Source organism: Alteromonas antoniana (genome assembly GCF_019249295.1).
GTDB classification, from domain to species: Bacteria; Pseudomonadota; Gammaproteobacteria; order Enterobacterales; family Alteromonadaceae; genus Alteromonas; species Alteromonas antoniana.
The window spans coordinates 116108-137788 of record NZ_JAESDH010000013.1 but is presented as its reverse complement, the minus strand read 5'-3'; the positions used below and the strand labels follow the sequence as shown (position 1 = coordinate 137788).

Below are 21681 nucleotides of genomic sequence, written 5' to 3'. Positions count from 1 at the left end.
GATCAAGCTTGGTAAATAGAGTTCAAAAAAAATCCCCACTAATTACTTAGCAGGGATTTGTGTATAAGAGACAGGCACACTGGCTGCCTTATATCGATGTTTAGTCTTCGCGTTGTTGAGATGGCGAGTACTTCTTAAACCACGCCAGTATGTTTTCGACTTTGGCTATCATCCGTGACGGCTTGCCGGCAATCCCATGGGGAGAACCCGGCACCTTAACCAGTACGGTGTCGACGCGCTGTAACTTCAGGGCCTGATAAAACTGTTCGGTTTCAGACATCGGCGTACGTTTGTCTTCTGCCCCCGTAATCAACATCGTTGGCGTTGTGACATTTCCTACCAGAGACAGGGGTGAACGCTGCCAGTAGTGCTCCATTTCCTCCCAAGGCATACCCGGGAACTGATACGGGATCTGATAAAGCCCGGAGTCCGCCGTCAGCACTTTAGACAACCAGTTGATCACCGGCTTGGCTACTACCGCCGCTTTAAACCGATCGGTTAAGCCAATGGCATAAGCAGAAGCAATACCGCCAGCAGACCCGCCTGTAATATAGAGTTGCTCAGGATCGACCAGCCCTTTATCAATTAACGCATCGACGCCTGACATGTGATCAGCAAAGTCGTACTTTGAGCTGTACTTGCCTTGCAGCAACAACGCAAAGCGTTCGCCATATCCGGTACTGCCGCGATGGTTATCATAAAAGACAATGTAGCCCTCTGCAGCCATGCGTTGCAGCTCTGCGGTGAATACCGGGCCATACGCGAGGTTCGGCCCCCCGTGTATTTCCAGAATAAGCGGGTATTTTTTACTGCTATCGTAATCCGGCGGCAGGATATACCAGCCCTGTATTTCTTCACCATCGATAGAAGAGCTGTACACAATCTCCTTCACTTCACCCAGCGTTTTGTGGCCAAACACATCCTCGTTCAGTGCGGTAAGCTGCTTCTCTTTACGAGTTGTCACAAATAAATCTGCTGGTCTGTCAGTGCGTCCTTTGGTGTAGGCAACCACATCGTCCACCGCATGGTAGGTACCAAAGATATACGGGCGACCAAGGGTTGTCCCGCTAATGCCTTTCGCTACGGTTTTCTTTTTACCTGAGAGAGAGGTGTAATCCACCTGAATCATGCCACGCACTGCCTGTTGGAAGTACAGTCCGTCATTTTCTTTCCAATGGAAGTTCGATACCGTGTTGTCGATATCTTTAGTCAGATTTTTGTGCTCTGTGCCATCAGCATTCATCACATACAAATAGCTGTTGCGATACATCAGCTTTTTGTCGTCTCGACGGGAATAGGCCACGCGCTCGCCGTCAGGCGATACAACCGGTGATGACTCATTACCCGGGAAATCGGTAATTTGTTCGATGTTACCGCCCATATCAACGGTAAAGATATCGGCCTCTACCGGTTCGTATTCCCACTCATCGCTACGATTGGCAGAAAAATAGATTTTCTGTGAATCCGCCGAAAAACTTAAACTACCCCGGTGGTGATAATTTCCGGACGTTAACTGTCTGGCCGTGCCGCCATCGGTCGGAACAATAAAGATGTGGGTGTAGGCTGGCTCTAATACGCCTCTGCCATCTGCCTGATAGCGGGCTTTGGTAATGTATTCAAACTTTGGAGACCACTTAGCCCCTTTCGGTTTGGATGGCATGTTCACTTTCAGCGGTGTCTCTTTGGCATCCACACTCATGGTGAACGCAATGTATTTGCCGTCCGGCGACCAGGTAATTGAACCTGGCGAAGAGGTCACGTTGGTAACCAGTGCAGTTTGTCCGGTATCCATCCAGCGAATATACAGCTGAGGCTTGCCCTCTTCGTTCGACAGGTATGCCAGTCGTTTACCGTCCGGGGACCAGCGTGGCGAGTAGTAATTCTTTTTAGAAGACAGAAGCGGGCGATGGCTTTTACCATCCGTAGTCGCCAGCCAGATATTTGAGCGGGTACTGTCTGACATGATGTCGTTGGAGCGGCGCACATACGCCACCGACTTGCCGTCAGGTGACACCTGTGGGTCGGTGGCATATTCCAGATTAAAAATATCTTCAGCCTGGAAATGCGCGCTGTTCGTGTTATCGGCATCAGGTGCTGTGGCGTCCTGAGCTGATACTGTGAAGCTGCAAAGCGCAGTCAAGGCACCTATCGCTAACCATGTTGCCGGGCGGGAAGTTACGGGCCCGCATGAGCTGTTTCCGGATACGAATCTGAACATGAATCCCCTTTTGTTTTATTTTCTTATGTCAGATTCATCATAAAACATCTGAAAATTAGCGGGAAAAAATCAGATGAGTACAGCGAATTCCCAGATAAACCTCCTCTCGCTACGCACGAGTTGGATAAAGGCTTTGCAGTTTGTCTATTGTGATATACCGTATCGATGTAAGATTTTTTCATCATTTCAAAGGACTGAACTATGCGGGCATTACTCGTTTTATCATTTTTACTGACGCTTGTTGGATGCAGCGCCACGCACACAACCACTCAGACATTGCCAAAAAAGTCCGTCGTTTCCGATACCATGGAAATGCGCCGCGTTGCAGCCGAGCAGTATCCAGCGTCAGTCATTGACGGTAGTTATACCCTGAAAGTTGTTGCCACAGGTCAGCAGCGCAATGCGGTATTTTTAAATACGCAAGAGGATTATCGCGACCCTCGTAATATAACTATTGCGCTATCCCCTAAACTGGCGAAAGCCTTTTATTCGCAGCATCAGCAACAGCCTCAAGACTACTTTAAAGGTAAAACCATTGCCGTGAGCGGCGAACTTAAGCAGGTAGAAATTCTCTTTCTTAAAGACGGTCGCCCTTCCGGCAAATATTACTACCAGACCCATGTGCGCCCGGGCTCACTGGATGACATTAGAATAGTCTCAGCTGGATAACATGTCATGAAACGTTTTTTTAAAATTATCGGCATCATCTGTACCGTCATTGTGGCGTTGCTGATACTGCTAATCGTCGTAGCAGCAATGAACTCATCGGATGCCGATGAGCGGTTCACGCCTTTTATCAATGAGGCGATCCCAAAGCTGGCTTCCTGGGACAGGCAGCCTTATCAGGACTTAATGACAGAGGAAGGCTTTAGCGCACTTTCCGACAATCAGTGGAATTTGTATTTAAGTAAAGTGTCTCGATTGGGCCATCTGGTTAGTATTGGCGAGCCGGAGCAGCAAAGTGTTGTGTCCTCCAGCTATACCTCATCAGGATCATCCGTAAAAGCGCAGTATCTGGTTCCGGTAGAATTTGATACCGGCCCGGCACACATCACGCTGACGCTGATTGAACAGGATGAGCAAATCAGGATCCACTACATCAAACTGCATTCAGATTTGTTACTGGAATAATCCCAACCCGCAATGATGTTGCGACAGGCGCGGGCAGGTTTGCGAACTTACCTTTCAGACAGGCTTGTTAAAGTTAGCTTTGTACGCAGTTCAAATGCCGGATTATTTTTGGCATGCAGACAAAATATCCGCGACAAGGGGGTGACCGTGAGGGGGAGCAGAGAAAGCGCGGCGCCAGCCCTGCATTAACGCGGTGAGGCCGCACACTTATTGTGCAGCCATCGGCAAAACTTAGTCCAGATCCAGGGGTTCGGGCGACAATATCACGCCGGTGCTATCCGCGTAGAGATGATCTTCAGGCAGAAACGTCACACCACCAAAGTTCACCGGAATATCCACATCGCCGATGCTTTCACTGTCAGCATTAACCGGAATAGAGGCCACCGCGAGGATCCCGATATCCAGATCGCTTAATGTATCTACTTCGCGGACGCTGCCGTAACACACGATACCTTCCCAGTCGTTGTCGATAGCCAGTTGCGCTGCCGCAGAGTCAATCAACGCTCTGCGAGTCGAACCACCACCATCAATCAGCAGCACTTTTCCGCTGCCGGGCTGCGCCAACACACGGTCAATCAGGCCACGGTCCTCAAAACACTTAATGGTGGTAATTTCTCCACCAAAGGAAAACCGGCCTCCATAACTGTCAAAGATGGGATCGACGACGTCGACGCTGTCTGCAAACAAGTCGCATAATTCGGAAGTGTTGTAATCCATTGACGTGCCTTAAATTGTTGATGAGCGAGAAACGCAACATGTACTAAGGGAAGATACGAATAAGTCTATGATCGTATCTTCCCTAGGGAAGATGCGAACAAGTCTATAGTCACTCAGCGAGTCCTGAAGCATGCAGTTGCAAGGCAGGATTCGCAGGGAATGGCAGTCGCCCTTGCCAAGAAGCCTAACGCCGCAAATGTTTGCTTCAGGGCTCGCCCTTCGGGGCTTACAGCCAAGCGCCTACTCGCCGTTGGTCTTTTTTGACTTAACCCGTTAGGCCTGCAAAAGACCGCCTTGATTAGTCACTTGGCTGTGAGCCTGAGCGACCATAGACTTATTCCCACCTTCCCTAGCATAGCATTATTTGGCGAGGAGGGAATGTATGGAATCATGCAAATAATGATTTGTCACAAACCGGGCTTTTAGTCTGGAAGAAGCGCGACTCATCTATCACTGACAGAACTGTTATTGGGCGCGCAGGCATCCACGACACGTTGCGTTCTTTAGAGGCGTACTGGCAAGCGAGCCATCATTATGCTTCGCAACAGGCGATACTGTGGCATGTAAGTTGTAGCAATAGTTGTAATAAAGGTTTCTTTATTTTGTCACGGGAGAGTCACAGTTGCCTCTTAGGCTAATAATCAGTCAACCGAAAGGGGGGCAAGGCACAGTGAATCTGAAATCCTTGACCAAGTACGATACTGATTTATTTTATCGCCTTTACCGGTTAACCCTGAAACGGGATTGCCGCAGCATTATCTGGTTATCAAAAACCGGAGACGGGTACCTGTACTTCGTGATTGGCATGCTGTTGTGGGCCTTTGAACCCGAGCATGGCGAATTATTCTTATACACTGCACTGATGGCGTATGCACTGGAACTGCCGCTGTACGTTATCTTAAAGAAAATGTTCAGACGCCAGCGTCCCTGCGACCTGCTTATGAACCTCAAAGCACATGTTACGCCGTCAGATAAGTTTTCACTGCCTTCCGGACATACCGCAGCGGCATGGTTGATGGCCAGTATCATCACTTACTACTACCCTTCTTTCGCTGTACTGGCCTGCAGCTGGGCCGGACTTATCGGTCTCTCGAGAATTCTGCTGGGTGTGCATTACCCTTCTGATGTTGTGGCCGGTATGTTGCTTGGTATTAGTATCGCATCACTGAGTTTGTCACTGTTGGGGTAGCATGAAAATATTGTATGGTGTCCAGGGAACGGGCAATGGTCACATCGCGCGAGCGCGGGTCATGGCCGCGGCGCTGGCAAAGCGGGACGATGTCAGCGTGGACTTTGTTTTTACCGGCAGAGATCCGGAAAAATACTTCGATATGGATGTGTTTGGCAACTATCGTACACTGGCAGGACTCAGCTTTGTTACCCGTCATGGTAAAATCGATGAGTGGCGCACACTGAAAAATGCCAATATTCGCCAGTGTTTTCGCGACATCAAACAATTTGACACTGTAGGCTATGACTTGCTGATTAACGATTTCGAACCTATCACTGCATGGGCTGCGAAACGTAGCAAACTGCCGTCAATCTCGATCAGCCATCAGGCCGCGTTTTCCTTCCCGGTGCCTAAAGCCGGGGACACTGTCACCGACCGTCTGCTAATGAAATATTTTGCGCCAACGGACATTCAGCTGGGCGTACACTGGTTTCATTTCAACCAGCCGATTTTACCCCCTTTCGTGGCCGACAAACCGCTTGCCTCACCCGCCAAGCAGCATGTGCTGGTGTATTTACCCTTTGAAGAGATTAACGATATTCAGCAAATGCTGGAGCCGCTCAGCGACCAGCAGTTTATGTGCTTTCACCCGGGCATCAGTGCGCCTCTCGATTGCGGCCACATTCACTGGCAGCCGACGTCAAAGCTGACATTTCAGACTGCACTGCAGCACTGCGCCGGTGTGATTGCCAACGGCGGCTTCGAGTTATCCAGTGAAGCCCTGCAACTGGGCAAAAAACTGCTGATTAAGCCGCTGCACGGACAATTTGAACAATTGTCGAATGTACTGACCTTAAACCAGTTAGATCTTTGTCAGACGCTGTTCCAGTTGGATACAGATGTAGTAGAAGAGTGGCTTGATGCGCCGGAGAACGAGCCCATCACGTTTCCCGACGATCCCAGCCTGCTCATTGACTGGCTGGTAATGGGTAACTGGCAGGATACCAAAAGCCTGTGCGATGCACTGTGGCGACAGGTTACCTACGGCAATAAAACACGCGAAAAGTTATTGTCGCTTGCATTTTAAATGCGCAATGCGATGATATCGGGAATTATTCATTTCCACCCGCAGGATTGTCGTGTCTGTTATGCGCGTTGTACTGGTTTTATTCACGTTACTGTTAAGCGGCTGCGGCTATCGCGGCGCGCTGTATCTTCCTGAAGAACAAACGCAAAACATTTCCACTTCGCCAGTGCCCGAAGACGACGCGACAACGTCTGAAGAGAAGGGCACATCCCCTGCGACCGACAGCTCCGGAGATCAGAATTAAATGGATCATTTTGCTTACCGGGACGGTAGCCTGTTCGCTGAAGAGGTTGCCGTCAGCGACATAGCACGCGACCACGCAACGCCTTTGTATATTTATTCCCGTGCCACGCTCGAGCGTCACTGGCATGCCTTTGATGATGCAATGGGCGATCATCCTCACCTGGTCTGCTACGCCGTAAAAGCCAACTCTAATATCGGCGTGCTTAGCGTGCTGGCGAAGCTGGGTTCGGGTTTCGATATCGTTTCTGCCGGTGAGTTAGCGCGTGTCATCGAAGCCGGTGGCGATCCTGCGAAAGTGGTATTTTCAGGTGTGGGCAAGAAACCACAGGAAATCCGCTATGCACTTGAGCAGGGCATCATGTGCTTTAACGTCGAATCCGAGCCCGAATTACATCGCATAAATCAGGTTGCCGGTGAGATGGGTATGAAAGCCCCAATTTCCCTGCGGATTAATCCGGATGTAGACGCCCGCACCCATCCTTACATTTCCACCGGTCTCAAAGCGAATAAGTTTGGTATTCCTCGCGAGCGCGCTATCGCCACCTATGAGCTGGCAGCCAAGCTGGAAAATCTGAATGTGGTGGGAATGGATTGCCACATCGGCTCTCAGCTGACGGATATCGATCCGTTTGTCGATGCGCTTGAGCGCCTGCTGCTCCTTATTGACGAACTGGCTGATAAAGGCATTGTAATTTCCCATCTGGATGTAGGTGGCGGCCTTGGCGTCACCTATAACGAAGAAAACCCGCCCCATCCACGTGAGTACGCGGCAGCCATGGCTGAAAAAATGGCCGGACGCGAGTCACTGAAGCTGATTATGGAACCTGGCCGCGCGATTGCCGCTAACGCCGGGATCCTGGTCACTGAAGTCGAATTTATTAAAGAAGGTGACGAGAAACATTTCGCCATCGTCGATGCTGCGATGAACGATATGCTGCGGCCATCACTGTATTCCGCATGGCAGAAAATCATCCGCGTGGAATCAGAGTCGGATGCGCCGGTGCGTACCTATGATGTGGTTGGCCCGGTTTGCGAAACCGGTGACTTTTTAGGAAAAGATCGGGAGCTTGCGGCTGCACCGGGCGACTTGCTGGCAGTTCGCAGTGCCGGCGCGTATGGGTTCGTTATGGCCTCAAACTACAACAGCCGCTGCCGTCCTGCTGAGGTTATGGTAGATGGCGATAAGGTTATTGTGGTTCGTGAACGAGAAATTCTGAAAGATCTCTGGAAAGGTGAGCACAAACTTACGTAAACTAGAGATACTATAAAATAGAAAGACGCGCTATTAATGCAAATTCAGTTCTCCAAGATGCACGGTTTGGGTAACGACTTTATGGTCGTGGACAACGTGACCCAAAACGTTTTTTTCTCGAAAGAAAAAATACAGCAATTGGCAGACAGAAATTTTGGTATTGGCTTTGACCAGCTGTTGCTGGTTGAGCCGCCCTATGATCCCGACCAGGACTTCCACTACCGCATTTTTAATGCCGACGGCTCGGAAGTCTCGCAGTGTGGTAACGGCGCACGCTGCTTTGCCCGCTTCGTAAAGCAGAAAGGTCTGACTAACCGCAATAAAGTGGTAGTCAGTACCAAGGCGGGTAAAATGGTGCTGTACCTGGAGAAAGACGGTCAGGTAACGGTGAATATGGGTAAGCCTGAGTTTGATCCGGCAAAAGTGCCTCTGAAAGCGAATAAGCAGGAAAACTTCTATATTATCCGCGACAATGAGCAAACGCTTTTCTGTGGTGCCGTATCGATGGGAAATCCCCATTGTGTGATGGAAGTCGACGACGTGGATACCGCTCCGGTACACGACATCGGGCCGCGTCTGGAGCGCCATGAACGTTTTCCGGAAGGCGTGAATGTGGGCTTTATGCAGATTGTTTCTGACGCTCATATCAAGCTTCGCGTGTTTGAACGAGGTGCAGGGGAAACCCTGGCTTGCGGCAGCGGTGCGTGCGCAGCAGTTGCAATAGGCCAGATTCAGGGTAAATTAGGAAAGGATGTCCGGGTAGATTTGCCCGGCGGAAGTTTACGTATCCGTTGGCCAGGTGAAGATGCCCCACTGAAAATGACCGGCCCGGCGGAACATATTTACGATGGACAGTTAACCTTATGAGTGAAGTATCAGGTCAGAAAAAAGCCACCGTCCCTTTAGATCCATTCGATGATAACGAACTGGTGACGGCGGAAGATGTCCGTGCATACCTCACCAAAAACCCCGATTTTTTCACTCAGTACCCTGAGTTAGTTGAGCGCCTTACTATTCCCCATGGCCATAAAGGCAGCGTGTCTCTGGTCGAATTGCAAAGCGAACAACTGCGTAAAAAAGTCCGTCAGCTTAACTACAAGCTGAATCAGCTAATCGGTATCGCCAAACAAAACGAAAAAATTTATCGCGTGTATACCGATCTCAATGTGCAGTTACTCCACTGCCAGTCTGTATCCGACATACAACTAAAACTCGAAGAGGTGCTGCAGGAGCGGCTAAACCTCTCATCCGTTGTCATTAAAAATTTTCGCGGCCCGCACGCCATACCGGAATTACAGCGCCGGTTATTTGCAGAGAAGCGCTTTAAGAATGACAGCTTTTTCTTCGGCCGGTTGTCGCAGCATGAACGCCAGTTGCTGTTCGGTGACGACACTGCCGAGTCATCCGCCCTGATCCTGCTTGGTGAAAAGAAAGATTTAGGTATTCTGGCTGTCGGCAGCTGTGATGCCAGTCACTTCACTCCAGACATGGATACGTTGCTGCTTAAGCAGCTGCAGCAGATTCTTAATATCATTTTGCCTGACCTACTGGAGTACTGATTCGCTGTGAGCGATGAGAGTAACCACTCACTTTCAGAAAATTGTCAGTTCTGGCTGGATAAATTCTTACTGCATTTGCAGGTTGAGCGCGGCTTGTCCGGTCACACCATCTCCAATTATCGTCGTCAGTTGACCGAAGTCGCCACGCTGCTGGCGCTTCACGACTGGTCAGGAATGACACCCGCTGATGTAAAGCGTGTAATGGCAACTGCCAAGCGCGAGAACTTAAGTGCCCGCAGTATTGCGCTGCGCCTTTCTGCACTGCGCACCTTTTGTCAGTATCTGATAAATCATGATCAGCTTTACACCAACCCGGTAGAGGGCATACAAGCCCCAAAACAAGGTAAACCCCTACCTAAACAGCTCAGCGTTGACGACATGCAGCAGTTGTTAAACGGGGGCGAAGGCGACGACGAAGGCCTGCGTTTGCGTGATCAGGCTATGTTCGAACTGCTGTATGGCTGTGGTCTTCGCTTAAGTGAACTCACCGGATTAAATTTAAGTGATTGTCAGGCTGACGGTACGCTGCGCGTGTCGGGTAAGGGCAGTAAGCAGCGCATTTTACCGCTGGGACGCACAGCACAGAAAGCCCTGAATGCATGGCTGAAAGTGCGACCGCATTACGCGTCGCCTTACGAGCCGGGTGTGTTCGTAAGCAAACGAAAAACCCGTATTTCCAATCGTCAGGTGGCCAATCGTCTTAATCAGATGGCGCAGCTTCAGCACGTCGATCAGAAAGTCAGTCCCCACAAACTGCGCCATTCCTTCGCCACGCACGTATTGGAAAGCAGTGGTGATCTGCGCGCAGTGCAGGAGTTGCTGGGACATGCGAATTTATCTACCACGCAAGTGTATACCCATCTCGACTTTCAGCACCTCGCCCAGGTCTACGATTCTGCGCACCCGCGCGCCCGCAAAAAATAACTGGCAGGAAGTTTCATGCGCTTTTACCGTCCACTGGCACCAATTCACGCGATAACGTTCGATCTTGACGATACGCTTTATGACAACGGCCCGGTAATTCGTCAGGCCGAGCATACGTTACGCACCCATATTGGCGAGCACTTTCCCAAAGCTGCCGCAATGACGCCCCAGGACTGGCATAGTATCCGGCGGGATCTTATTGCACAAACACCCGAGCTGTCTTCGGATATGGGGCAGTTACGTTTACTTACTTTGAAAGCGGCGCTTCAGCACGATGTCCACGGTGATGAGCTTCAGCGTTCTGCTACTGACTGCTTTGATCTCTTTTATCGCGCCCGCAGCGAGTTAACGCTTTCTGATGACGTCCACGAGGCGTTAGCATCCTTAGCGGATGTCGTGCCGCTGGTGGGCATTACTAACGGCAATGTCGATGCCGATAAAATTGGTATTTCCGGTTATTTCAAAACGATTTACCACGCCAGCCTGACACGCCCGATGAAACCTGCACGGGCGATGTTTGATGAGGCAGCCAGCGAGCTTGGTCTCTCTGCAAAGCGCATCCTCCATGTTGGCGATAACCTGATAAAAGACGTCTATGGCGCAATTAATGCCGGTTACCAGACCGCATGGTACGCCTGCAATCGCGATATGACGCTTAGTCTGGAACCGGTAAAGGCCTTACCCCATGTCCATTTGGATAACCTGTCAGAGCTGGTGTCACTGGTTAAAAAATAATAATTTCCGTGTCTGTCGAGGGGGTGCCTGTTTTTGCCGGTACCGTATATTGCGTTACCTGCCGTTTTTGTTCCTGAATACGCCGAATTATTTCGCTGATGAGCGTTGAAAACCCAGTATTCGGATATATGACATCTTTTCAGTTCAGTCATTGGCGCTTACATGTCCAGATATATCCTTATTATTTTTTTATCTTGCCTGCTTTGGGTTATCTCTGGTGCAGTCGCCGCGGCTCCCCCTCATTCCGAGCCATACCTTGAGAAAGAGGAAGTTCGGCAAATAGTAGAAAATACCCTTGCAGCGCTATCACAGGAGTATCTTTTCCCCGGACAAACGCTCGCGGTGCGCGAACGCCTGCAGCACGAAATATCCAGCGGTGAATTTAACCGTGGCTATCATTTCGGGCAATTCCGGCAGAAGTTTGAATCCATACTTGTGAATGGCACCAGCGACACCGGGTTTGAACTTGTAGAAAGGCGTCAGATGAGTGCGTTGCACAGAGAACCGCTTTCAGCAGAGGACAATGCTATCGATTCTGAGCTGCTGTCAGGAAACATTGGTTATGTGAAGCTACAGGGTGACTTTGTAAAAGCGGATCGCCGCAGCGACCTTGTGAATACGCTTTCGACGCTTCGTGATGTGGATGCGCTCATCATTGATTTGCGCGACGCAGGCGCAGCTTCCATGGATTTCGCGCAGCAATTGGCGAGCCCGTTTTTGCCTCACGGAACCTTGATGGGAACCGTCTCGTTTAATGACCAACATGATCCGGTTGAACTGCTTTCCGACCCCGCCCCCCAACTCAGCTCATTTGCCGGCAAGACTCCGGTATACATTCTCACTTCAGGTTTTGTCAGTGGTCCCTGGGAGTTTGTCAGCTACACCCTTAAACACCATGATGCGGCGGTCATCGTTGGCGATGACACGATGGGAATGAGCTATATGAAAAAAACCATACCGGTGAGTAATCACGCTGAGCTTACGCTTTATTATGCGCAGATTACCCATCCCGTGACCCGGGATAACTGGCAACACACGGGCGTGTTTGCCGATTATCAGGTTAAAGCAGAAGACAGTCTTAAGACCGCACTGAAACTAGCCAGAGGCAAACCCGGTGAGCAAGCGCTGCGATAGGTAAAACCCGTACTGAGGACACACTCACTTCCGACGTCGCCGCCGGAACATCAGATTCAACTATGATTCGTTCTCTCCGGCCGTTAACACCGCATTACTCCACCCGGCTTAAAGCCAAACACGCCGCGTGCGGGTTAAACCCGGTGTGACTGGCTAATCTGGTTGAGTGTCGTTGTCTTCCAGCACATTTTGCTTCATGGAATCGCAGGGTCTTGGACAACTTGGACGACCCACAACTTTGGCTGGTACCCCCACTACGGTGACATGCGGGGGAACACTGCTCAACACGACGCTTCCGGCCCCGACTTTAGAGCCTTCACCAATTTCGATATTGCCGAGGATCTTAGCACCAGCTCCCACCAGCACGCCCTGGCGCACTTTCGGATGGCGATCGCCGGACTCATGCCCGGTACCGCCCAGAGTCACGCTCTGCAGCAAAGACACATTATCTTCCACCACGGCGGTTTCACCAATCACAATGCCGGTGGCATGATCGAACATCACACCCTTGCCAATTTGAGCGGCAGGATGGATATCAACACCGAAGGTTTCAGAATTGCGGCTTTGCAGAAACAACGCCAGCTGATGGCGACCGTGAAGCCACAAATAATGCGCCATACGATGTACCTGTACGGCATGAAACCCCTTAAAATGGATGAGCGGCGTCAGATAATCATTCACTGCGGCGTCCCGGCGATGAACGGCTTTGATATCTTCAATGGCCGCTTCTGTTATCGCAGGTTCTAACAAATACGCTTCATCAAACACTTCACGAATAGCCAGTGCGGGCATAACGTCATCCGCCATCTTATTCGACAGAATAAAACTTAAACTCGACTCAAAATTATGATGGGTGAGAATGCATGCGTGAATAAAGCTCGCCAGTAGCGGCTCATTGTCAGCCACACGCTGCGCTTCCTGCTTTAACGTCAGCCAGAAGTCGGTGGTATTGGAAAGTGCTTGCATAGTGACAGTCCCGTGGAATAAATAAGTCGGACGCGTCTTCGAACAGTGGGGCTCACCGCGTATAATTCAAGAGCAGCAAAAGCGTAACATATCATCACTGTTGACGATGAGGGGATTTGTACCCGAACAGCCTGAATTTTGATCATTTCATCGATAACACCAGCCGTCTTAGGTCTGCCTTGACGATGAGATTTACCGATGTAGTAAGGAAAAACGACAACGCCGGACCTGCCGGCGCTGTCAAAGCCTCATACTGCCAGAGCAGGCTGCATCCGGGTCAACCGACTATGCAATAGTATGAGGTAAGCTAAAATCAACGTTGCAATGTCCGCTCGCTCAGGCGTACTGAAGTACCGTACGAATACTCTTTCCTTCATGCATCAATTCAAAAGCGTCGTTAATGTCATCCAGCGGCATCGTATGCGTAATGAAGTCACTCAGCTTGAACTCGCCATCCAGGTAGCGCTCAACATAATCCGGCAATTCACTGCGCCCTTTCACGCCACCAAAGGCGGTTCCGCGCCAAACGCGGCCGGTTACCAGCTGGAACGGACGGGTTGATATTTCCTGCCCGGCGCCGGCTACGCCGATAATCACAGACTCGCCCCACCCTTTATGGCAGCATTCCAGTGCAGAACGCATCACGTTGACGTTACCGATACATTCAAAAGAGTAATCCACACCGCCATCGGTCAACTCGACAATAACGTCCTGAATAGGCTTGTCGTAGTTTTTCGGATTAATGCAGTCGGTAGCGCCCAGCTTGGTTGCCAGGTCGAATTTACTTTCGTTAATGTCAATGGCAATAATTCTTGATGCGCCCGCCATCGCGGCACCAATAATGGCACTCAAGCCAATGCCGCCAAGACCAAATACAGCCACTGAGTCGCCTTTTTCTACCTTAGCGGTATTCATTACCGCTCCCATACCGGTAGTCACGCCGCAACCCAGCAGACACACTTCTTCCAGAGGGGCTTTCTTATTGATTTTCGCCAGCGAGATTTCGGGTAGCACGGTGTACTCGGCGAAGGTAGAACAACCCATATAGTGATATATCGGTTTTCCGTCGATAGAAAAGCGGGTTGTGCCGTCTGGCATCAGCCCTTTGCCCTGTGTCTCGCGGATCTTTCCACACAGGTTAGTTTTGCCTGATTTGCAGAACTTACATTCACCACATTCCGGTGTATACAGCGGGATCACATGATCGCCGACTTCAAGTCCGGTTACACCTTCACCTACCGACTCAACAATGCCACCGCCCTCGTGACCAAGAATCGATGGGAAAATACCTTCCGGATCGTCACCTGATAGCGTGAACGCATCGGTATGACAAACACCGGAGGCCACAACCTTAATGCGTACTTCACCGGCTTTTGGGGGCGCTACCTCGACATTTTCGATTTTTAAGGGCTCGCCTGGTCCCCAGGCAACTGCAGCGCGACAGGTAATAGATTGTGCTGACATTAAGTAGTACTCCAGCGTGTAAAATGAATAAATGGATCCTACATTACTGCTAAATAGATGATAATATCGCAAAAATAAATTCACTATTACTGTGATGTAACAATGAAAAGCCTTCACCCCTGGCAGGGAATTGCAGAGTTTGTCGCCGTGGTTGAAGCCGGGTCGTTTACCGCAGCCGCAAACCGCCTTCACATTTCCAATGCGCAGGTCAGCCGTCAGGTCAGTCAGTTAGAGCAGCGCCTCGGCATTCAGCTTTTACATCGCACCACCCGCCAGGTCAAAGTGACCGCACTGGGGCAACGGTATTATCAACAGTGCCGACAATTGATAGACGGCTTTGACGCCAGTGAACGCGACTTAACACAACAACAGTCTACTCCCCGCGGCAAACTGCGCTTAACCGCGCCAATCACCTTTGGCGAGCGGGTGCTGATGCCATTACTCATTGCGTTTCAGCAACGTTATCCGCAATTGCATCTGGATATTGAATTGTCCAATGCGCGTCTGGACATTGTTGATGCCGGGCTGGATATGGCAATTCGGCTGGGACGGCTGGATGACAGCAGGCTTCGTCATCGTAAACTCGCCAGTCGTAACGTGTATACCTGCGCGTCTGACACTTACCTTGAGCAACATGGTAAGCCGCAGACGCTCAATGCGCTTAAACATCACAACTGCCTGGTAGGCTCTTTGGGATACTGGCGGTTTTCGGTAAAAGGCCAGGAGAAAGTACTTAATGTGGAGGGCAGTCTTCGTTGCAACAGCGGTATTTCTTTGCGCGATTGTGCGCTGAAACATATTGGTATTGTTCAGCTGCCGGAGGAATATGTGAGACCTTGTCTGGAGGAAGGTGCGCTTGTTGAAATACTCAGCGACTATCGCCCCGACAGTGAGGGGATCTGGGGCCTCTATCCCCAGACCCGGTGGGTAGCGCCGGGAGTCAGTCTGCTGCTGGATTATCTGGAAGCGGCACTTCGTACAGAGAACGCGACCTGACCGTCCCATTTCACCACTCAAAACAATGCCGGCCTTTCGCTTAATACACACAGATACCGTGTTTGGATGCACACAGGGTTATGTCGATGAGACCACCCGGCGTGTGTCTTTCCCCCGCCAGACGTGTACCGATGTTCCGCTTAAAAGTGCAAGGCTGCAAGTGCACCGTTCTTTTTGACGACCGCTTGTTGAGTTTATTACCTGACGCGCTCGCCTGGCGGCAGCGACTACTGTTTGACTATCAGCCCAGACATATCACCGACAGCCTGCACGTTTTCAAACGTAGCGGTGGTATCGTGTAGCGGGAACGACAGAATTAGCTCATCAATTCCGGTCACGTCGACAAACTCAGCAAGCTGCGCTTCCACTGACTCTGCCGTGCCCACCGCCGCATAACGAAGCGCATGATTTACGCCACGGATTTCCATTTCACTGAGCTCCAGTCGAATATCCTCAACCGGTTTGGGCATAGGCTTGTTGGCCCCGCGACGCAGATTGCCAAATTGCTGTTGCACGGACGTTAGCCTGCGCTTTGCTTCCCCGTCTGAGTCGGCAATGACCGCCATCGCTCCCGCCATCACATAGGGTTTATCAAGCTGTGCCGATGGCTGAAAGTGTGCTTTATAAAGGCTGATAGCATCCATTAACGAATCCGGCGCAAAGTGAGAGGCAAAAGCAAAAGGCAGCCCCAGCTTCGCCGCCAGCTGCGCCGAATACAGGCTTGAACCCAGCAGCCACAGCGGCACATGAGAGCCGTTGCCGGGGATCGCAATCACATCACGTTCGCTGTCGTTATCACCCAGATAGTGCTGCAATTCGACGATATCCTGAGGGTAACGTCTGGCATCTTCTTCGATATCGCGACGAAGTGCTCGTGCGGTTGCCATGTCTGTTCCCGGTGCCCGGCCAAGGCCAAGATCGACCCGTCCGGGGAACATGGCCTCAAGCGTACCGAACTGCTCTGCGATGACCATTGGCGGGTGGTTTGGCAACATCACACCACCGGCACCAATACGAATTTTATCTGTCGCCTTACCTATACCCGCCAGCATAACGGCTGTCGCTGCGCTTGCTACGCCTCGCATGCCGTGATGCTCAGCCAGCCACACCCGGTTAAACCCTTGCTTCTCTGCCATCAGCGCCAGCGCCTGACTTTTCTCAACGGCATCGCTGACCGACCTGCCCTCAGCAATATGAGCCAGGTCCAGCAGGGATACGGGAACGGGATTTGACATAACACTCTCCTGAATACGGATACCCGTCGCGCAAAGCGCGGCAGGTAATGGATTTCTGCTGCTCAGTGATCTGGTCTCGCACGGTGAGCCAGACTCTGACAGTTTGATACTACTCAACATGCGACTGGAGGGGGCGAGTCACAAGGGCAAAAAGGGATTTTTTCTTGCTACGGTATTCCAAAACGGTATCAAAACCGATGTACCAGAAATCCTGCCGCAAGCCTGTATAAATTCACAGTTCGCTGGCATAATAGCCCGATTTGCTGATAACACGACTCACAGGTAACGCGCGCTATGGATGTATCTTTACTGCTTGACGATCTCAATGACAAACAACGTGAAGCGGTGGCGGCCCCACAATCGAATATGCTGGTTCTGGCTGGCGCCGGAAGTGGGAAGACCCGGGTACTGGTGCATCGCATTGCCTGGATGATGGAAGTAGAGAACATTGCGCCCTTCTCGATTCTGGCGGTAACCTTTACCAATAAAGCCGCGCGGGAAATGCGAGGTCGCATCGAGTCTCTCATGGGACGCAGTCTGCACAACATGTGGATTGGCACCTTCCATGGTCTGGCTCACCGCTTGCTGCGTGCACATCACGCCGAAGCAGGGTTACCTGAAAATTTCCAGATCCTGGATTCCGATGATCAATACCGTCTGGTCCGGCGCATCATAAAAGCCATGAACCTGGACGAAAAGCACTGGGCACCGCGTCAGATCCAATGGTACATCAATGGCAATAAAGACGAGGGCCTGCGCCCACAACATATTGAAACCCATGGCGATCATATTCAGCAAAAAATGCGCGATATCTACGCCGCTTATCAGGAAGCCTGCGATCGCTCCGGTCTGGTAGATTTTGCTGAGCTGCTGCTGCGTGCACACGAGCTATGGGCAAAAAATCCGGAAGTACTGGCTCATTATCAGCGACGATTCCGTGCGGTATTGGTGGACGAGTTTCAGGACACTAACAACATCCAGTACGCCTGGCTTCGCATGCTGTGTAACACAGACAATAATTCCATCATGATAGTGGGCGATGATGATCAGTCTATTTACGGCTGGCGTGGCGCGAATGTGGATAACATTCAACACTTTCTGAAAGATTTTGAGCAGCCCACCACGATTCGTCTGGAGCAGAATTACCGTTCAACCGGGACGATTCTGAATGCCGCTAACGCCGTTATTGATAATAATCAGGGCAGATTAGGTAAAGAGTTGTGGACCGACGGCAGCGACGGTGAGCCTATCTCAGTGTATGCCGGTTTCAATGAGTTGGACGAAGCCCGCTTTATCGTCTCACAAATCAAGAAATGGCTGAACGAAGGCAACGCCTTAAAAGACAGCGCTATTTTATATCGCAACAACGCCCAGTCACGGGTTTTGGAAGAAGCCTTACTCCACGAAGCCATTGCTTATCGCATCTATGGCGGTCTGCGCTTCTTCGAGCGTCAGGAAATTAAAGACGCGTTGGGCTACTTGCGCATGATCAATCACCCTCATGATGATGCTGCGTTTGAGCGTGTGGTAAATACCCCAAGCCGTGGGATTGGAGAGAAAACCTTATCCCAGATCCGTGAAGCCGCTCGCGCAAACAACTGCTCGATGTGGCAGGCAGGACAGCTGCTTATCAACGAAAATGCACTTAAAGGCCGGGCACTCAATGCCCTGCAAAGCTTCTGTCTGCTGATTATAGAGATGGAACAGAAGGTACTTGATGAACCACTGGAAGAGCAGGCCGACATTGCCATAAAACAATCGGGCTTGTATGCCATGTATCAGGCCGAACGCGGCGAAAAAGCACAGGCGCGCCTGGAAAACTTAGAAGAACTGGTTACCGCGTGTAAGCAATTCATCGTACCCGAAGAAGCCGAAGAAATGACGCCGCTGTCTGCGTTTCTGGCCCATGCTTCATTGGAGGCAGGCGAAACCCAGGCCGATACCGACCAGGACGCCGTGCAGATGATGACCATCCACACCGCTAAAGGACTGGAATTTCCGCTGGTATTTATGGCTGGTGTTGAGGAGGGCATGTTCCCCAGTCAGATGACTAACGACGAGCCAGGCCGTATGGAAGAAGAACGACGCCTTTGTTACGTGGGCATGACCCGGGCGATGCAAAAGCTGTTTATCACTTACGCCGAAACCCGTCGCGTGTATGGCCAGGACAAGTACCACACTGCATCGCGGTTTATTCGCGAAATACCCGACAACTGCGTGGAAGAAGTGCGTCTCAAATCCACTGTCTCACGCCCGGTGCACAACCGATTTTCACGGTCTGCGTCCCATGAAGCCTTCGAACACAGTGGATTTCAGCTGGGTCAGCGTGTGATGCACCGCAAATTCGGTGAAGGCGTGGTGCTGAATTATGAAGGTTCAGGCGATCACGCCCGGGTGCAGGTTAACTTCGATGACTTTGGAAGTAAGTGGCTTGTGCTGGCCTATGCTAAGCTAGAGTCATTGTAGAAAGTAGTGGCGGTCCTTTACCGCATTGCAGGACGTCAGGACGTATGCAACAAAAAGTACTGGTCATAGAAGATAGTCAGGTAAGCCTGGATCTGGTGTCTAAACTGGTACGTAAAGCCGGGCTGAAGCCCGTTGGTGCGCGCTCACTGACAGAGGCAAAATATAAGTTCGGACAGGCAAATCCGGAAGAGTTTCTGTGCGCAGTGGTGAGTTACCAGCTTCCCGATGCTCCGAAAGGCCAGGCTATCGACTTTGCCGTTAATGCTTACCTTCCGACTGTGGCCGTTACCAATGATGTGTCGCCGGCAACGCGCAAGGCCGTTCTCGAACGTGACGTGGTCGATTATGTCCCAAAAGAGAACGCGCAGATTTACGATTATCTTGCCAGGTTACTGGCCCGGCTGGACAAAAATAAGCAGATAGGCGTTTTGGTCATCCATCCTAAGCGCGCGCCGCGCACCTTCATGACGTCGTTACTTCAGCGACACAATTTCGCAACGTTGCAGGCAGCTACCGGCAAAGAAGCGATGACAGCACTGGCAGAGCATCCCAACATTAAACTGGTGATCACCGACAGCGCACTTCCTGACGAATCCGGCACCCGTTTTATTGCGAACTTACGCAAAGTGTTTTCTAAAGAGGAGCTGGCGATCATTGGCATCGCCGATGGCGACAGTGCTTTGCTATCTGCACACTTCATTAAAAGTGGCGCCAATGACTTTTTGCGCCACCCCTTCTGTCATGAAGAATTCTTATGTCGCATCATGCAAAACGTCGAACTGCTGGAAAACGTCGAGGCCATCCGCAAAGCAGCCAATACTGATTACCTTACCGGGCTGCCCAATCGCAGGCACTTTTTCTATTCTGTGAACCTGGTCTACAAAAGTCTTCCCTCTGTACACGCACTGGCATTGCTTGATCTGGACCACTTTAAACAGGTGAATGACACCTACGGACACGATGCCGGAGATGCGGTCCTAAAAGCCGTCGGCGGATTAATTGCCAGTGCTTTTGAGGATGTGTTGGTGGCACGTTTTGGGGGTGAGGAATTCTGTGTTTATCTGCCCAACATTTCCCCTGACATCGCGAACAAACGTATGGAGGCGTTTCGCGAAAAAGTAGCCAGACTGCCTGTTGCTATTGACGCTGATAACTCGATTAATGTCACGGTCAGTATCGGGCTGACTTATCACCGCTCTAACAATATCGAAGCGCTGCTGACAGAAGCTGACCGTTTGCTGTATCAGGCGAAGAAAGAGGGTCGCAATCAGATTTGTGCCGGTGACTGACTCGTTCAGGGCACACTGACACTACAACCTTTTCCTGCCTGCGAGCGCCCCGGCGACAATCATGTCGCCGGATGTTTCGCTATTCAGGCGCGGTGTATCTTACCCGGCGCTGAATACGATAAGCGCGCAGCGAATCAAATGAGAAAATCGCCAGCGCTGTCCACACGAATCCAAACGTCACCAGGCGGGCTTCCTCCAGGGGTTCCCCGTATAAATATACCGCCAGAAAGAACATCAGCGTTGGCCCTATATACTGAAAGAAACCCAGCGTGGAGTACATGATCCGCCGTGCTGCCGCGGTAAAGCATAGCAGCGGTGCCGTTGTCACAATACCGGCGGCAAGCAGCCACAGGTTCAATGACATGTCATTGGTAAGCATGTTGCTGTATTCGGAGGCGAAGAACACCCAGTAAATCAGGGCAAAGGGCAGCATCATCAGCGTTTCAATGAAAAGCCCTGGCATAGAGTCAACGGCCACCTGCTTACGCAGTAGCCCATAAATACTAAAGCTGGTTGCCAGCACCAGTGCAATCCACGGCACCTGACCGTAAGAAAAAACCAGAATAGACACGCCGGCAATGGCCAGCAATACCGCGATTTTCTGAAACAACCGCAAACGCTCCTGCAGGAACAGACGCCCGAAAAAGATATTCAGCAAAGGGTTAATGTAATACCCCAGACTGGCATCAAGGATATGATCGTTGTTGATGGCCCAGATAAACAACAGCCAGTTCGCCCCCAACAAAATGCCGGCAGCAAATAAAATCAGCATCACCTTGCGCGAGAGCAATGCCGCTTTAACCTTGCCCCACTGGCGTTTACCCGCTATTAACCCCACCAGAATCAATGCCGACCACACCACCCGATGCAGCAGTACGTCCATCGCAGGCATAATCTGTAGTTGCTTGAAATACAGCGGGGCAATTCCCCACATGGTATAAGCGGCGATCGCGCACATCACACCTACCTGGGTACGCTTTAACGCTTCCTGATCCTGACTCACATCTTTTCCGGGTACATGGTTTAGGGGCAGCATTGTCGGGGATTACTGTCCGCCGGGCAATACGAATTCGTTATTAGCCATAGCAACAAGA

General features: G+C 51.0%; 20 protein-coding genes. 14 read left to right on the top strand and 6 right to left on the bottom strand.

What is annotated here, in order from left to right; translation table 11 throughout:
* Positions 1–100 precede the first annotated feature (100 nt).
* A complete protein-coding gene (locus JKP77_RS12560) occupies positions 101–2218 on the bottom strand; it encodes an alpha/beta hydrolase family protein (protein WP_218311572.1) in 2118 nt (705 codons plus the stop codon).
* A gap of 201 nt (positions 2219–2419) precedes the next feature.
* Here JKP77_RS12560 and JKP77_RS12555 point away from each other — a divergent pair, with 201 nt between their 5' ends.
* The gene (locus JKP77_RS12555) at positions 2420–2887 is read left to right on the top strand and encodes a hypothetical protein (RefSeq protein ID WP_218311571.1); all 468 of its coding nucleotides are present in this window, start codon (positions 2420–2422) and stop codon (positions 2885–2887) included.
* 6 nt (positions 2888–2893) lie between these two features.
* Positions 2894–3349: a hypothetical protein gene (locus JKP77_RS12550; protein ID WP_218311570.1), complete on the top strand. Its 456-nt coding sequence runs from the start codon at positions 2894–2896 to the stop codon at positions 3347–3349.
* A gap of 231 nt (positions 3350–3580) precedes the next feature.
* Here the strand turns inward: JKP77_RS12550 and rraA are convergent, their stop codons facing one another.
* Positions 3581–4066: a ribonuclease E activity regulator RraA gene (gene rraA, locus JKP77_RS12545; protein ID WP_218311569.1), complete on the bottom strand. Its 486-nt coding sequence runs from the start codon at positions 4064–4066 to the stop codon at positions 3581–3583.
* A gap of 676 nt (positions 4067–4742) precedes the next feature.
* On the opposite strand from rraA, the gene JKP77_RS12540 reads away from it, so the two are divergent.
* From JKP77_RS12540 to JKP77_RS12500, 9 genes are all read left to right on the top strand, one after another.
* On the top strand, positions 4743–5255 hold the full coding sequence (locus JKP77_RS12540) for a phosphatase PAP2 family protein (RefSeq protein WP_218311581.1): 513 nt from the start codon (positions 4743–4745) through the stop codon (positions 5253–5255).
* Between the two features lies 1 nt (position 5256).
* Entirely contained in the window at positions 5257–6324 is a 1068-nt protein-coding gene (locus tag JKP77_RS12535) for an MJ1255/VC2487 family glycosyltransferase (RefSeq protein ID WP_218311568.1), read from the top strand.
* Positions 6325–6385: 61 nt separating this feature from the next.
* Complete coding sequence (gene lptM, locus JKP77_RS12530) at positions 6386–6568, top strand: LPS translocon maturation chaperone LptM (protein WP_218311580.1); 183 nt, start codon at positions 6386–6388, stop codon at positions 6566–6568.
* Positions 6569–7819, top strand: coding sequence for a diaminopimelate decarboxylase (lysA, locus tag JKP77_RS12525; RefSeq protein WP_218311567.1), 1251 nt, complete (start codon positions 6569–6571; stop codon positions 7817–7819).
* A 36-nt stretch (positions 7820–7855) separates the two neighbouring features.
* Positions 7856–8686, top strand: a complete 831-nt coding sequence (dapF, locus tag JKP77_RS12520) for a diaminopimelate epimerase (protein ID WP_218311566.1) — start codon at positions 7856–7858, stop codon at positions 8684–8686.
* Complete coding sequence (locus tag JKP77_RS12515; RefSeq protein WP_218311565.1) at positions 8683–9378, top strand: DUF484 family protein; 696 nt, start codon at positions 8683–8685, stop codon at positions 9376–9378. The genes dapF and JKP77_RS12515 overlap by 4 nt, the downstream gene beginning before the upstream one ends.
* A 6-nt stretch (positions 9379–9384) precedes the next feature.
* Complete coding sequence (gene xerC / locus JKP77_RS12510; RefSeq protein WP_218311564.1) at positions 9385–10302, top strand: tyrosine recombinase XerC; 918 nt, start codon at positions 9385–9387, stop codon at positions 10300–10302.
* A gap of 15 nt (positions 10303–10317) precedes the next feature.
* Positions 10318–11037 (top strand): HAD-IA family hydrolase, encoded by a 720-nt coding sequence (locus JKP77_RS12505; RefSeq protein WP_218311563.1) that lies wholly within the window; start codon positions 10318–10320, stop codon positions 11035–11037.
* A 162-nt stretch (positions 11038–11199) separates the two neighbouring features.
* The gene (locus tag JKP77_RS12500) at positions 11200–12171 is read left to right on the top strand and encodes a S41 family peptidase (protein ID WP_218311562.1); all 972 of its coding nucleotides are present in this window, start codon (positions 11200–11202) and stop codon (positions 12169–12171) included.
* 153 nt (positions 12172–12324) lie between these two features.
* Here JKP77_RS12500 and cysE read toward each other — a convergent pair whose 3' ends face one another.
* Positions 12325–13137 carry a serine O-acetyltransferase gene (cysE, locus tag JKP77_RS12495; protein WP_218311561.1) on the bottom strand — a complete coding sequence of 271 codons (813 nt, stop codon included), beginning with the start codon at positions 13135–13137 and terminating at the stop codon, positions 12325–12327.
* 336 nt (positions 13138–13473) lie between these two features.
* A complete protein-coding gene (locus tag JKP77_RS12490; RefSeq protein WP_220100152.1) occupies positions 13474–14601 on the bottom strand; it encodes an S-(hydroxymethyl)glutathione dehydrogenase/class III alcohol dehydrogenase in 1128 nt (375 codons plus the stop codon).
* 102 nt (positions 14602–14703) lie between these two features.
* Between JKP77_RS12490 and JKP77_RS12485 the strand changes: the two genes are divergently transcribed.
* Entirely contained in the window at positions 14704–15597 is an 894-nt protein-coding gene (locus JKP77_RS12485; RefSeq protein ID WP_218311560.1) for a LysR substrate-binding domain-containing protein, read from the top strand.
* Between the two features lie 227 nt (positions 15598–15824).
* Here the strand turns inward: JKP77_RS12485 and JKP77_RS12480 are convergent, their stop codons facing one another.
* Positions 15825–16832, bottom strand: a complete 1008-nt coding sequence (locus JKP77_RS12480) for an LLM class flavin-dependent oxidoreductase (RefSeq protein ID WP_218311559.1) — start codon at positions 16830–16832, stop codon at positions 15825–15827.
* Positions 16833–17126: 294 nt separating this feature from the next.
* Between JKP77_RS12480 and uvrD the strand changes: the two genes are divergently transcribed.
* Both uvrD and JKP77_RS12470 read left to right on the top strand, forming a co-directional pair.
* The gene (uvrD, locus tag JKP77_RS12475) at positions 17127–19298 is read left to right on the top strand and encodes a DNA helicase II (RefSeq protein ID WP_218311558.1); all 2172 of its coding nucleotides are present in this window, start codon (positions 17127–17129) and stop codon (positions 19296–19298) included.
* Positions 19299–19342: 44 nt separating this feature from the next.
* Entirely contained in the window at positions 19343–20587 is a 1245-nt protein-coding gene (locus JKP77_RS12470; protein WP_218311557.1) for a GGDEF domain-containing response regulator, read from the top strand.
* Between the two features lie 79 nt (positions 20588–20666).
* Here the strand turns inward: JKP77_RS12470 and rarD are convergent, their stop codons facing one another.
* A complete protein-coding gene (gene rarD / locus JKP77_RS12465) occupies positions 20667–21545 on the bottom strand; it encodes an EamA family transporter RarD (protein WP_246601198.1) in 879 nt (292 codons plus the stop codon).
* Positions 21546–21681 lie beyond the last annotated feature (136 nt).

What these genes read in the sequence shown, in the direction of transcription:
- JKP77_RS12535 (WP_218311568.1), top strand. Translation starts at nt 5,257, where the DNA reads ATGAAAATATTGTATGGTGTCCAGGGAACGGGCAATGGTCACATCGCG.
- JKP77_RS12515 (WP_218311565.1), top strand. Translation starts at nt 8,683, where the DNA reads ATGAGTGAAGTATCAGGTCAGAAAAAAGCCACCGTCCCTTTAGATCCA.
- JKP77_RS12560 (WP_218311572.1), bottom strand. Translation starts at nt 2,218, where the DNA reads ATGTTCAGATTCGTATCCGGAAACAGCTCATGCGGGCCCGTAACTTCC.
- lysA (WP_218311567.1), top strand. Translation starts at nt 6,569, where the DNA reads ATGGATCATTTTGCTTACCGGGACGGTAGCCTGTTCGCTGAAGAGGTT.
- uvrD (WP_218311558.1), top strand. Translation starts at nt 17,127, where the DNA reads ATGGATGTATCTTTACTGCTTGACGATCTCAATGACAAACAACGTGAA.
- JKP77_RS12505 (WP_218311563.1), top strand. Translation starts at nt 10,318, where the DNA reads ATGCGCTTTTACCGTCCACTGGCACCAATTCACGCGATAACGTTCGAT.
- JKP77_RS12470 (WP_218311557.1), top strand. Translation starts at nt 19,343, where the DNA reads ATGCAACAAAAAGTACTGGTCATAGAAGATAGTCAGGTAAGCCTGGAT.
- JKP77_RS12485 (WP_218311560.1), top strand. Translation starts at nt 14,704, where the DNA reads ATGAAAAGCCTTCACCCCTGGCAGGGAATTGCAGAGTTTGTCGCCGTG.
- JKP77_RS12555 (WP_218311571.1), top strand. Translation starts at nt 2,420, where the DNA reads ATGCGGGCATTACTCGTTTTATCATTTTTACTGACGCTTGTTGGATGC.
- JKP77_RS12500 (WP_218311562.1), top strand. Translation starts at nt 11,200, where the DNA reads ATGTCCAGATATATCCTTATTATTTTTTTATCTTGCCTGCTTTGGGTT.
- JKP77_RS12550 (WP_218311570.1), top strand. Translation starts at nt 2,894, where the DNA reads ATGAAACGTTTTTTTAAAATTATCGGCATCATCTGTACCGTCATTGTG.
- lptM (WP_218311580.1), top strand. Translation starts at nt 6,386, where the DNA reads ATGCGCGTTGTACTGGTTTTATTCACGTTACTGTTAAGCGGCTGCGGC.
- cysE (WP_218311561.1), bottom strand. Translation starts at nt 13,137, where the DNA reads ATGCAAGCACTTTCCAATACCACCGACTTCTGGCTGACGTTAAAGCAG.
- rraA (WP_218311569.1), bottom strand. Translation starts at nt 4,066, where the DNA reads ATGGATTACAACACTTCCGAATTATGCGACTTGTTTGCAGACAGCGTC.
- rarD (WP_246601198.1), bottom strand. Translation starts at nt 21,545, where the DNA reads ATGTGCGCGATCGCCGCTTATACCATGTGGGGAATTGCCCCGCTGTAT.
- dapF (WP_218311566.1), top strand. Translation starts at nt 7,856, where the DNA reads ATGCAAATTCAGTTCTCCAAGATGCACGGTTTGGGTAACGACTTTATG.
- JKP77_RS12480 (WP_218311559.1), bottom strand. Translation starts at nt 16,832, where the DNA reads ATGTCAAATCCCGTTCCCGTATCCCTGCTGGACCTGGCTCATATTGCT.
- JKP77_RS12490 (WP_220100152.1), bottom strand. Translation starts at nt 14,601, where the DNA reads ATGTCAGCACAATCTATTACCTGTCGCGCTGCAGTTGCCTGGGGACCA.